Here is a 12,012-nt window from a genome sequence, read left to right as displayed (position 1 = left end):
CCGCGCTTCACGACCCCGCGTCGCGAATTCTCTCGCGACGCGGGACCTTCCTCCGGCGGAGAAGTCAGATGTTCGGCGACTATTCGATTGGCGAGCTGGGCTCGATCTTCGTCATGCAGGGCTTTGCGGGCCTGATCCTGTTCTCCGTCTACGTGCTGATGGCGCTCGGCCTTGCCATCATCTTCGGCCAGATGGGCGTCATCAACATGGCGCATGGCGAGTTCATGATCTTGGGGGCCTACGTCACCTGGATGACGTCGAATCTGTTCCAGAGCTATCTGCCAGGCCTTTTCAGTGGCTATTTCTTTCTCGCGATGATGCTGGCCTTCCTCGCCTCCGGCGCGCTCGGAATGCTGGTGGAGTGGGGGCTGATACGTCATCTTTACAAGCGCCCGCTCGACACGCTGCTCGCCACATGGGGCCTCAGCCTCATACTGCAGCAGGCCTATCGCTCCGTCTTCGGCGCGCGCGAGGTCGGCGTCGAGCTGCCGCAGTGGATGCTGGGTTCGCTCAAGGTGACCGACAGCATCGAGGTGCCGATCAACGGTATCTTCGTGATGGGTCTCACCGTTTCGATCACGTGCGCGGTCGCTTACGTCATTTACAAGTCGCGCTGGGGACGGCAGGTCCGCGCGGTCGTGCAGAACCGGATCATGGCCGGCGCTGTCGGCATCAATACTGAAAAGGTCGATCGATACACCTTCGGACTCGGCTGCGGCATCGCCGGCGTAGCCGGAAGCGCGTTCACCATGATCGGTTCGACCGGACCGACGTCGGGCCAGCTCTACATCGTCGACACCTTCCTGGTGGTCGTGTTCGGCGGCGCAGCCAGCCTGCTCGGCACCATCGCTTCCGCCTTCTCGATCTCGCAGACCCAGTCGACGCTGGAGTTCTTCACGTCGGGCTCGATGGCCAAGGTGCTCACGCTTCTCGCCGTCGTCGGAATTCTGATGCTGCGGCCGCAGGGTCTGTTCGCCCTCAAGGTCCGCAAATAACGAAAGCAGGCACGGTCATGATCATCACCTCGCGCTTCTTCAATCGATCCGAGCTCATTGGCTTCGTTGCGCTGGCCCTGGTCCTGGTCGTGATCCTGCCCCTGTCGTTGGATGTCTTCCGTCTCAACCTGGTCGCGAAATATCTGACCTACGCCTTTGTTGCGATCGGCCTCGTGCTGTGTTGGGGATATGGCGGCATCCTGAGCCTGGGGCAGGGCGTGTTCTTCGGCCTCGGCGGCTACTGCATGGCGATGTTCCTCAAGCTGGAAGCATCCAGCGTCGAGAACACCAAGATCCAGTCCACGCCCGGTATCCCGGATTTCATGGACTGGAACCAGATCACCGCGCTGCCCCTGTTCTGGCAGCCGTTCCACAGTCTCACCTTCACCGTTCTCGCCATCATCCTGGTCCCAGGCCTCTTCGCTCTGATCATAGGCACCGCAATGTTCAAGCGCCGCGTCGGCGGCACCTATTTTGCGATCATCACCCAGGCCGTCGCTGCCATCCTGACCATTCTGATCGTCGGGCAGCAGGGCTACACCGGCGGCATCAACGGCATGACCGATCTGCGTACGCTGAAGGGATGGGACATCAGGCCGGACCACGCCAAGATCATCCTCTACTTCTTTGAAGTGTTCCTGCTGTTCGGCTGCATCTTCATCGCGCAATTCATCAGGCTGACAAAGCTTGGCCGCATCCTCGTGGCGATGCGTGAACAGGAAGATCGCGTCCGCTTCTCCGGCTACAGCGTCGCCAACTTCAAGATCTTTGCCTTCTGTATGGCTGCGATATTCGCCGCGATAGGGGGCGCCATGTTTGCGCTCAATGTCGGTTTCATGTCGCCGTCCTTTGTCGGCATCGTGCCTTCGATCGAAATGGTGATCTATACCGCGGTCGGCGGGCGGATGTCGATCTTCGGCGCGGTGTGGGGGGCGCTGCTGGTCAATTTTGCCAAGACCGGCCTTTCGGAATCTTTCCCGCAGCTCTGGCTGTTCGGCCTCGGCGCGTTGTTCATCGCGGTCGTCCTTGCCTTCCCGAACGGCCTGTCGGGAATCTGGGCTGATTACGTTCAGCCGCGCATCGACCGGCTGCTCGCATTGCGCAAATCAAAGTCGGGCAGCCCGTGGGCCGGCAATTCGGTCGCCGACGGCGCACCGGCAGAATGAGGAGGCAAGCATGCTCATCGGTCACCAGCCCAAACCCTTCCTGCTCGCGGTCGAAGCCCTCACGGTTTCCTTCGACGGCTTCAAGGCGGTGAACAATCTTTCCTTCTATGTCGAGGAGAACGAGATCCGCGTCATCATCGGCCCCAACGGCGCTGGCAAGACCACGGTGCTCGACCTGATCTGCGGAAAGACCAAGGCGACTTCAGGCTCGATCCAGTTTCGCGGCAAGGAGCTGACGAAGCTGAAGGAGAACCAGATCGTGCAGACCGGCGTGGGGCGCAAGTTCCAGACCCCGTCGGTGTTCGAGGATCTGACCGTGTTCGAGAACCTAGAGATTTCCTATCCGCGCGGCCGCACCGTGTTCGGCTCGCTCGCCTTCCAGCGCGATGATGCTGTCAAGCAGCGCATCGAGGAAGTCGCCGAGATGATCTTCCTGAAGGATCGTCTCGACACTTATGCCGATCAACTCAGCCACGGCCAGAAGCAATGGCTCGAGATCGGCATGCTGCTGATCCAGGATCCGGAACTTCTGATGCTCGACGAGCCCGTCGCCGGCATGAGCGTCAGCGAGCGTGCGAAGACCGCCGAACTCCTGAACCGTATCATAAAGGATCGCTCGGTGCTCGTCATCGAGCACGACATGAAATTCGTCGAGGACATCGCCCACAAGGTCACGGTCCTGCACCAGGGTCAGATCCTGTCGGAGGGCACGATGGAGAAGGTCAAGAACGATCCGAAGGTGATCGAAGTTTACCTCGGACATTAGCGCATGATCCCGGAAAGTGGCGTCCGGTTTCCGGACAAGATCATGTGCAAGAAATAAGGAGCGCGCCCATGCTGGCTATTTCGGATCTTCACGTTGCCTACGGCCAGAGCGAAGTGCTGCACGGCCTCAACGTCTCGGTCGCACCCAACGAGATCGTCGCGATCATGGGCCGCAACGGCATGGGCAAGACCACGTTGATGAAGTCGCTGATGGGCATCGTACCGACCAAGAGCGGATCGGTGAGCATGGCAGGCGCCGAGCTCAGCGCGCTGCCGAGCTACGAGCGCGTCGCCAAGGGCCTTGCCTACGTGCCGCAGGGCCGCATGATCTTTTCCACCATGACGGTGAAGGAGAACATCGAGACCGGTCTCGTGGTATCGGGCGGCTCGGAGGTGCCCGAGGACATCTACGAATTGTTCCCGGTATTGCTGGAGATGAAAGGCCGGCGCGGCGGCAATCTCTCGGGCGGACAGCAGCAGCAGCTCGCGATCGCCCGCGCGCTCGCCACCAAACCAAAAGTGCTGCTGCTGGACGAGCCGACCGAGGGCATCCAGCCGTCGATCATCAAGGACATGGCGCGCACCCTGAAGCGCATTCGCGACGAGCGCGGCCTGTCGATCGTGGTCTCCGAACAGGTGTTGAGCTTCGCGCTCGACATCGCCGACCGCGTGCTGGTCATCGAGAACGGGGAGATCGTCCGCGACGAGCCGCGCGACAGCGTCGATGCCGCGCAAGTCTCGAAATTCCTGTCCGTGTAAACCCGCAAACCGTGCTGTCTAAAAGGGGAGCTATCGATGCCAGAGACACTGATCAAGGTCGATCTTTCGAAATCGGCCTACGATAACGACATGATCCACAACCGCTGGCATCCCGATATTCCAATCGTGGCGTGGGTCAATCCGGGCGACGATTTCATCATCGAGACCTATGACTGGACCGGCGGTTTCATCAAGAACAACGATTCCGCCGATGACGTGCGCGACATCGACCTCTCGATCGTGCACTTCCTGTCCGGCCCGATCGGCGTCAAAGGCGCCGAGCCCGGCGATCTGCTCGTGGTCGACCTGCTCGATGTCGGTCCGTTGAAGGAAAGCCTGTGGGGTTTCAACGGCTTCTTCTCCAAGCAGAACGGCGGCGGCTTCCTTACCGACCATTTCCCGCTGGCGCAGAAATCAATCTGGGACATCAAGGGTCTCTACACCTCGTCGCGCCACGTGCCTGGCGTAAATTTTGCTGGCTTAATCCATCCCGGCCTGATCGGTTGTCTGCCCGATCCGAAATTGCTGGCGACCTGGAACGAGCGCGAGACTGCGCTGATCGCGACCAATCCGACGCGCGTGCCGGGCCTTGCCAATCCGCCGTTCGCCGCGACCGCGCATGCCGGCCGCGCCAAGGGCGATGCCAAAGCCAAGGTCGGTGCCGAAGGCGCCCGCACCGTGCCGCCACGCGAGCATGGCGGCAATTGCGACATCAAGGATCTGTCGCGCGGCTCGAAGATCTTTTTCCCGGTCTATGTGCCGGGCGGGGGGCTCTCGATGGGCGATTTGCACTTCAGCCAGGGCGACGGTGAGATCACTTTCTGCGGCGCGATCGAAATGGCCGGCTGGCTGCATCTGAAGGTCGATGTTATCAAGGATGGCGTCGCCAAATACGGCATCAAGAATCCCGTGTTCAAGCCATCGCCGATCACGCCGAACTACAAGGATTATCTGATCTTCGAGGGCATCTCGGTCGACGAGGCCGGCAAGCAGCATTACCTCGACGTCCACATCGCCTATCGCCAGGCGTGTCTGAACGCGATCGAGTACCTTAAGAAGTTCGGCTATTCCGGCGCGCAGGCCTATTCGATCCTCGGCACTGCGCCGTGCCAGGGCCACATCTCAGGCGTCGTCGACGTGCCGAACGCTTGCGCCACACTGTGGCTGCCGACCGAGATATTCGACTTCGACATCATGCCGTCGTCCGCCGGACCGCTCAAACACATCAAGGGCGACATCCAGATGCCGATCTCGCCGGACAAGTGATTCCCGCGCGAGAAGGGTGCGGAACGGCGCCGCGTGTCACGCCGCCCCGCATCCGTCGCGGACCTACAAGGAAACATCGCGAGGAAACCAGATGCCAGTCTACGAATATCTCTGCAACGATTGCGGCCCGTTCACGGATATGCGGCCGATGGCCGAATGCGACGACCCGCAGGACTGTCCGAATTGCGAAAATGAATCGCCGCGCGTGATCCTGACCGCACCGGCGTTCTTCTGCATGCCATCAGAAAAGCGCAAGGCGATCGCCACTAACGAGCGCAGCGCCCATGCGCCGAAGACGGTCGCGGAATACAAGGCTTCGCATGGTCCCGGCTGTGGCTGCTGTTCAACCGGCAAGAAGAAGCCGGCCCGGCTCATGACCAAGACCAGAGGCGGCGCCAAGGGCTTTCCAACCGCGCGCCCCTGGATGATCAGCCACTGAGGCTCGATCCACCGAACTCAAACCAGAACAAGAGGCGATCCCAATGCTCCATGGTGACATTTCCTCCAGCAACGACACGGTCGGCGTCGCCGTCGTCAATTACAAAATGCCGCGTCTGCATACCAAGGCCGAGGTGCTCGACAACGCCCGCAAGATCGCCGACATGATCGTCGGCATGAAGCTCGGCCTGCCGGGCATGGATCTCGTGATCTTCCCGGAGTATTCCACCCACGGCATCATGTACGACTCCAAGGAGATGTACGAGACCGCCTCGCAGGTCCCGGGTGATGAGACTGAGATCTTCGCCGAAGCGTGCCGCAAGGCAAAAGTCTGGGGCGTGTTCTCGCTGACCGGCGAGCGCCACGAGGAGCACCCGCACAAGGCGCCGTACAACACCTTGATCCTGATGAACGACAAGGGCGAGATCGTCCAGAAATATCGCAAGATCATGCCGTGGGTACCGATCGAAGGCTGGTACCCCGGAAATTGCACCTATGTTTCCGAAGGCCCCAAGGGCCTGAAGATCAGCCTGATCATCTGCGACGACGGCAACTTTCCGGAGATCTGGCGCGACTGCGCCATGAAGGGCGCCGAGCTGATCGTGCGCTGCCAAGGCTACATGTATCCCGCCAAGGAACAGCAGATCCTGATTTCCAAGGCGATGGCCTGGGCCAACAATGTCTATGTCGCGGTTGCCAACGCTGCAGGCTTTGACGGCGTCTACTCCTATTTCGGTCACTCCGCGATCATCGGCTTCGATGGCCGCACGCTCGGCGAAACCGGCGAGGAGGAATACGGCATTCAGTACGCGGGATTGTCGAAGAGCCTGATCCGCGACGCGCGCCGCAACGGCCAGTCGCAGAACCATCTATTCAAGCTGCTGCACCGCGGCTATACCGGCATGATCAATTCCGGCGAAGGCGCGCGCGGCGTCGCGGCCTGCCCCTACGATTTCTATGCGAAATGGATCGCGGACCCCGAAGGGACGCGTGAGATGGTGGAGGCGATGACGCGTTCGACCGTCGGCACCGACGAATGTCCGATCGAGGGGATTCCGAATGAGGCGACGGCGAGTAATTATTGAGGGCTTCGTAGCTTCGTAGGGGGCAAAGCGCGGCGCGCCCACCATCGCGATGATCATGCGGATAGATGGTGGGCACGGCGCTTTGCGCCTTTGCCCACACTACGATCTGTTCGCGACATCGTCGCGTCATTCGGCTAAGGTCGCCCCCGCGACTTTGGACGAACGAGGCAACCTTGCAAAAAAGAAAATTTGGCACCAACGGCCCCGACGTCTCCGTGATCGGCCAGGGCACCTGGTATCTCGACCGCGGCGACCGCACGGCGGCCATCGCTGCGCTGCGCCGTGGCATCGAAACCGGTATGACCCATCTCGACACCGCCGAGATGTATGGCGATGCTGAGCCGGTGATCGCCGACGCGATCGCGGAGCTGCCGCGGGAAATGCTCTTCCTGGTCTCAAAGGTGTTGCCGAGCAACGCCTCGCGCCGCGGCACCATCACCGCCTGCGAGCGCTCGCTGAAGCGGCTGAAGGCCGATTATCTAGACTGCTACCTGCTGCACTGGCGCGGTTCCTATCCGTTCGAGGAGACGGTGGCGGCGTTCGAGGAGCTGGTGGCGAGCGGAAAGATCCGTTCCTGGGGCGTCAGCAATTTTGATTCAGATGATCTCGACGAACTCGTCGATATCGCAGGGGAGGGCAAGATCGCCTGCAACCAGGTGCTCTATCATCTGCAGGAGCGCGCGATCGAGCACGCTGTGATCCCCTGGTGCGAGAGGCACGGCGTCGCCATCGTCGCCTATTCGCCGTTCGGCCACAATGATTTTCCATCGCCGCGCAGCAAGGGCGGCGAGGTGCTGCAGGCGATTGCCGATGCACATAAGGCGACCCCGCGCCAGATCGCGCTGGCGTTTCTCACGCGCACGAAGTCGGTGCTCGCGATTCCGAAAGCCTCCAGCGCGGAACACGCGGCCGAGAATGCGCGGGCGGGGGACTTGAAGTTGAGCGAGGTCGAGATTGCCGCGCTCGACAAGGCTTTTCCGCGCGGCCCCAAGCCGCGGGGGTTGCCGATGCTGTAGTCTCCCGTGAGAAGGTCAACGTCAACGGCGGCTCGATCGCGCTCGGTCATCCCATCGGTGCAACCGGCTCGATCCTGATCGCATCGTGCTCGACGAGCTGGAGCGGCGCGACCTCAAGCGCGGGCTGGTGACGATGTGTGCCGCTGGCGGCATGGCGCGGGTACCATCATCGAGCGCGTCTGACGGACTTCAGGCGGCCGGAAACAGCAGTTCGAACGCGACGCCGTTGTCGGACGGCAGGAGCCGGATCGATCCGCCGTGGCTGGTCATGATAGCCTGGACGATAGAGAGTCCCATTCCCGTGCCGCCGGTGTCGCGGCGCGTGGTGAAGAAAGCGTCGAAGATCTTCTCCCGGTTCGCTTCGGAGATCGGATCGCCATTATTGCTGACTGTCATCCTGACGGATCCGTTTTCTTCGGCCGCTTCGAGCCGCACGGCCTTGGCGTTATGACGGATGGCGTTGTCGGTCAGATGCGACAGCACGATCAGCGCCTTTTCGCCGGACATGCCGATCGAGCGGTCCAGGCACCCCGTTGCGTCGATCGCGCGTGTCGGAAACCGGCTCTTCAACCCGCCAATCACCTGCGACAGCTCGGTCTGCTCATTCTGCGGCGCGGCCTCGGCGCGCGCCAGCTCGCGCAAGCGCTGGGTCATGGCTTCCAGGCGCCCGGTGTCCCCCAGAATGTTCGATATGAAATTCTTCTGCTCCATCCGAGTGAGGGTGTCTGTCTTGCTTTGGAGGGAATCCAGCAGTAGCTCGGCGGCACCCTTGATCGATGTCAGCGGCGACTTCAATTCGTGGGTAAGGTGCGCCGAGAAGGTCGCGATGTAATCCGACCGCCGCGACAATTGTTCGGCCATGTCGAGAAAGCTGTGCGACAACTGGGCAAATTCGCGCGTGCCGTAATGGGCGAGGGGCCGAAATGCATCGCGATCGCCACGGCTGATGCGCGCGGCGCGATCGACCAGCTCGCGCATCGGGCGGGTGATGGTTCGGGAGAATACCAGACCGATAACGATGGTCGCGAAAACAACCGCAAGTGCCGCCAGAATGAACTTGCCGCGTTCCTGATAGAGGTGGTCAAAGATGTTGCTCGGGGTTCTCGACGTATAGATCACGCCTGCGACACGGTTGTTGACGACAACAGGCATCGCCGAGAACACGTGGACGCCGACGCCGCGGCTGATCGAGTAGATCGGAGGAGGAGGCTTGTCGGGTTTGCGAATCCGCAGGGCAGCCCGGTATTGTCCGTTGAGCGCTGTGGCTATCTCCTCGATATGGGCGAGCGATTGGCCGACCTCGTCGCGGCCGGCAATCACGACGCCATGGGGATCGAGGATGCGGAAGCCGGCCAACGTGACTTTCTGGGTTTCTCGGATGATCGGCGTCAGCCGCGAGCCGATCTCGACATAGGGTTGCGACGCGGGAGTGCTTGCCGGAAGTGCGTCAGGCCGCCGCCGGAGCAGGTCGGCGCCGGCAGCGAGATCGAGCGCGGGGCGGATCGGCGTAAGCTGGTCTTCCCGGCCCAGGCGCGCCTCGGGCGGAATTTCGGCGCCGAGCGCAATGCCGGCGTTAAGGCGGGTTTCCACTTCCCGCGCATAGACCGCGGCAAGCACCCGGCTTTGCGCGATCAGCTCGGCCTGGGTTTGGTGAATGAGCTGGTTGTCATAGAGGCGGAAGAAGAATAGTCCGACCAGCGGCAGTGTCGCCGCAGCTGCGAGCGCGGCAAAAATGACCTGTCCTACCGACGGCCGCCATTTTTCAGCTTTGCGAGGCATCATGCCTGGAGCTCGCATCGCCCGAGCTTGAAGCCGACACCATGAATGGTTTCGATGACATTGTCGCAGTTCACGGCGGACAGCTTGGCGCGGATATTGCGGATATGGCTGTCGATGGTGCGATCCGACACCTGGATGTTGAGCTGATAGGCGGCGCTCATGATCTGCTCGCGGCTGAAAACGAGCGTTGGCCGTGTCAGGAATGCCCTGAGGATTCCAAACTCGATGGCCGTCAGGCGCAGCGGCTTGCCCGCAAACTCGGCAATATGCTGGCCGGGATCGACGAGCAACTTGCCTTGCGACAGCGTGGCAGTGGACGCCTTTGCGTCCTGCCCGCGCGACGTGATGCGGCGCAGGATGACGTTTACCCTCGCTACGAGTTCGCGCGGGCTGAAGGGCTTGGTGACATAGTCGTCACCGCCGATCTCCAGGCCCAGTACGCGATCGATCTCGTCGTCGCGCGCGGAGAGAAACAGGATCGGAACGTCCGAGGTTTTTCTGATTTCGCGGCAGACGTCCAGGCCGTCGAATTCCGGCATGCCGATATCCAGGATGATCAGATCCGGCTTGTCGGCAGCAAAGCGGGTCAACGCTTCCTTGCCGTCGCGTGCTTCAAAGACGGTCATTCCGGCTTTCTTTAGTGCAACACGGATGACCTCGCGTATATGAAGGTCATCGTCAACGATGAGAATGCGGTGCGTCAAATGTCTCTCCCCGGCGCAATCGGCTTGCAGTCGAACTAACCTGTGGTCGAATTCTTCGGTTGGGCTTCCAGGGCACGCTGGAGGCGCCAACTCCGAAAACCCCAGGAGCGCCAGGAAGCGGCCTCTTTCGCTTGCTGTTCTACAAGGCAACTACGGCGGGAAACAAGAGCCGGATCGAATCCGCGAAGGGCGATGGCCCGGTCGATGGCAGGCAATGCCTGCGGCCCGAGGGATAGCAGATAGTTCATATCGATCCACACTCCTTTGCCGCCCGCTTCGCGGCTATGGCTGACATTATAGTCAGCGATGATGGCGGCGAAATTCACCAGCGAACAGATGTAGAGGGTCGCCGTCAGGGTGATGAGGTTGGCGCGGATCAGCCAATCATTCGAGTGGTTCAGAACGATGCGGGCGACGATGAGCACGAGGCCCACCGCAACCAGTGCCATCCAGATGAAGGCCGCGACGCGCCACCAGGTCAGCAGATAAATTTGGACATAGAGATCGAGGCGCAGGATCGACGACATCACCAGCAGAACATTCTGCGCCACCCACAGATAGACCAGCGGCCGGATTACTTTCGATTGCTCGGCCGGCCCACCTGGTCTCATCGCGGCCAGAACGAAGCCTGCCGCCAGAAGCGCCGTGACAATGAGGGGATAGGCGCCTCGATGGGCGTAGGAAGCGTAGCTGATATCGGCGGGCAAGGCCACGTTGCCCCAGAGATAGATCGCATCGAGGATGGTTTGAACGGCGAACAACAAGTTGAACAGGACCAGCGAACGCAGGATCGTCGCGACGCCGAAAAACTCCATCCGGTCCGATCGCGGCGCCTGGTCCAGAACCGCCGCTTCGACCAAGGCGGACGAAACCGCCATCCTGCTGCGCCACCAGACATGGATAAAGGGCCATATGGTCGACAACGCCACAGCCCAGAACAATATCCGGCCCAGGCTCAGATAAGAGGCGGCGTCGCCCGGGTTCATGAGGCGGATCCACTTCTCCAGCAATGGATTAGCCGAAACCAGCAGAAGAACGAAGATGCCGCCGAGGGCCACGGGAACGAACCAGATCGTAAGACCGGTCTTCAGTGCCGGTAGATTGAACAAGCCGATGGCGTCCCGAAAAAACCTGAAGGGACCGACCAGAAACAGATCGCATAACGCTCCTGCCTGTTCACTTAGCTTGTACCTTTGCAGATTGGTGGTTAGCAACAGACCAACGCCGAGCGCCAGAATCATAAAGGCCAGAGAAGCCGCGTTGAATTCCTCGATAGCCGGTACAAGTCCGGCCAACACGAGCACGCCGGCCAGCCGTATCCGACTTCTGTTCAACGTTGCGAAATTGGCGGTGAGTGAGCCCAGAGCCAGTGCGAGCGCAAAGACGACCGCAGAAATTCCAATTTGTTGGCCGTAGAACAACCGGTCGGCCAGGGCCGCCAGGGCCACGGCAATCGCGGGTTTGACCGGGAGCGGGCTCGCCTGAGTGGAGCCTGCATCGGATGCCGGCGCGGTGAGATCGGTCATTGCGCTACCTGTCTGGAGGGGAAAATTGCAAACCAGCGCCGTCGCGGGTCGCTCGCATGGCCACCACCCGTCGTTAGCTACTTTCCGGCGCAAAATTCGCGCTTCTAACCAGACTGGTCAACCGCGCGGACAACGACAAGGCCCCGCCAGGGGCTGGCGGGGCCTTGAGAGGCCAGATTGAGTTGGGACGGACTACGGTTGGCGTGACTGGTTTTCCATCGCGCGTCCGATATTGATGAGGTTGTCGGCGACGACGCCGAGGCCGACCCAGCGTTTCATACCGATGCTGCCCTTGTAGCGGCAGCGATCGAGCCCGTGTCGCCGTTTGACGACGCTGATACGTCCCTCGCATCCGGTTCGCCATTTCTGACCGTTACGGAACCAGCGCTTTTTCTGCTCACGCTTGCGCTCGGCGCTCTTGGTCGAGCGATTGGGAATGCAGACGCGTTTGACGCCTCTGGCTTTCGCTGCAGCTTCGTTCCTGGCGGAGTAAAATCCAGCATCCGCCGCCAC

Annotated in this window: 12 protein-coding genes and 1 pseudogene; 9 read left to right on the top strand and 4 right to left on the bottom strand. The window is 61.1% G+C overall.

Annotated features, from left to right (window positions below; all coding sequences use genetic code 11):
• Window positions 1-68 precede the first annotated feature (68 nt).
• From urtB to CQ13_RS40940, 9 genes and pseudogenes are all read left to right on the top strand, one after another.
• A complete protein-coding gene (gene urtB / locus CQ13_RS12360; protein ID WP_057843161.1) occupies window positions 69-995 on the top strand; it encodes an urea ABC transporter permease subunit UrtB in 927 nt (308 codons plus the stop codon).
• A gap of 17 nt (window positions 996-1,012) precedes the next feature.
• Window positions 1,013-2,161, top strand: a complete 1,149-nt coding sequence (urtC, locus tag CQ13_RS12355; RefSeq protein WP_057843160.1) for an urea ABC transporter permease subunit UrtC — start codon at window positions 1,013-1,015, stop codon at window positions 2,159-2,161.
• 10 nt (window positions 2,162-2,171) lie between these two features.
• Window positions 2,172-2,927, top strand: coding sequence for an urea ABC transporter ATP-binding protein UrtD (urtD, locus tag CQ13_RS12350; RefSeq protein WP_057843159.1), 756 nt, complete (start codon window positions 2,172-2,174; stop codon window positions 2,925-2,927).
• 68 nt (window positions 2,928-2,995) lie between these two features.
• On the top strand, window positions 2,996-3,685 hold the full coding sequence (urtE, locus tag CQ13_RS12345) for an urea ABC transporter ATP-binding subunit UrtE (RefSeq protein WP_057843158.1): 690 nt from the start codon (window positions 2,996-2,998) through the stop codon (window positions 3,683-3,685).
• Window positions 3,686-3,721: 36 nt separating this feature from the next.
• Window positions 3,722-4,951 carry a formamidase gene (gene fmdA, locus CQ13_RS12340; RefSeq protein WP_057843157.1) on the top strand — a complete coding sequence of 410 codons (1,230 nt, stop codon included), beginning with the start codon at window positions 3,722-3,724 and terminating at the stop codon, window positions 4,949-4,951.
• Window positions 4,952-5,042: 91 nt separating this feature from the next.
• Window positions 5,043-5,390: an FmdB family zinc ribbon protein gene (locus CQ13_RS12335; RefSeq protein ID WP_057843156.1), complete on the top strand. Its 348-nt coding sequence runs from the start codon at window positions 5,043-5,045 to the stop codon at window positions 5,388-5,390.
• Window positions 5,391-5,433: 43 nt separating this feature from the next.
• A complete protein-coding gene (locus CQ13_RS12330) occupies window positions 5,434-6,474 on the top strand; it encodes an aliphatic amidase (RefSeq protein WP_057843155.1) in 1,041 nt (346 codons plus the stop codon).
• A 173-nt stretch (window positions 6,475-6,647) separates the two neighbouring features.
• On the top strand, window positions 6,648-7,490 hold the full coding sequence (locus tag CQ13_RS12325) for an aldo/keto reductase (protein WP_057843154.1): 843 nt from the start codon (window positions 6,648-6,650) through the stop codon (window positions 7,488-7,490).
• Window positions 7,491-7,495: 5 nt separating this feature from the next.
• A pseudogene (locus CQ13_RS40940) lies at window positions 7,496-7,673 on the top strand (acetyl-CoA C-acyltransferase); the annotation flags it as partial.
• A gap of 6 nt (window positions 7,674-7,679) precedes the next feature.
• Here the strand turns inward: CQ13_RS40940 and CQ13_RS12320 are convergent.
• From CQ13_RS12320 to CQ13_RS12305, 4 genes are all read right to left on the bottom strand, one after another.
• On the bottom strand, window positions 7,680-9,269 hold the full coding sequence (locus tag CQ13_RS12320; RefSeq protein ID WP_057843509.1) for an ATP-binding protein: 1,590 nt from the start codon (window positions 9,267-9,269) through the stop codon (window positions 7,680-7,682).
• Window positions 9,269-9,973 carry a response regulator transcription factor gene (locus CQ13_RS12315; RefSeq protein ID WP_057843153.1) on the bottom strand — a complete coding sequence of 235 codons (705 nt, stop codon included), beginning with the start codon at window positions 9,971-9,973 and terminating at the stop codon, window positions 9,269-9,271. The genes CQ13_RS12320 and CQ13_RS12315 overlap by 1 nt, the downstream gene beginning before the upstream one ends.
• Before the next feature lie 35 nt (window positions 9,974-10,008).
• Window positions 10,009-11,499 carry a DUF4153 domain-containing protein gene (locus CQ13_RS12310; RefSeq protein WP_057843152.1) on the bottom strand — a complete coding sequence of 497 codons (1,491 nt, stop codon included), beginning with the start codon at window positions 11,497-11,499 and terminating at the stop codon, window positions 10,009-10,011.
• 192 nt (window positions 11,500-11,691) lie between these two features.
• Window positions 11,692-12,012, bottom strand: a 321-nt coding sequence (locus tag CQ13_RS12305) for a transposase (protein WP_197427266.1), incomplete at its 5' end; no start/stop codon positions are given.

Origin of the sequence: Bradyrhizobium retamae (assembly GCF_001440415.1) — a bacterium.
GTDB lineage: Bacteria > Pseudomonadota > Alphaproteobacteria > Rhizobiales > Xanthobacteraceae > Bradyrhizobium > Bradyrhizobium retamae.
This window is presented reverse-complemented; position numbering and strand designations above follow the sequence as displayed.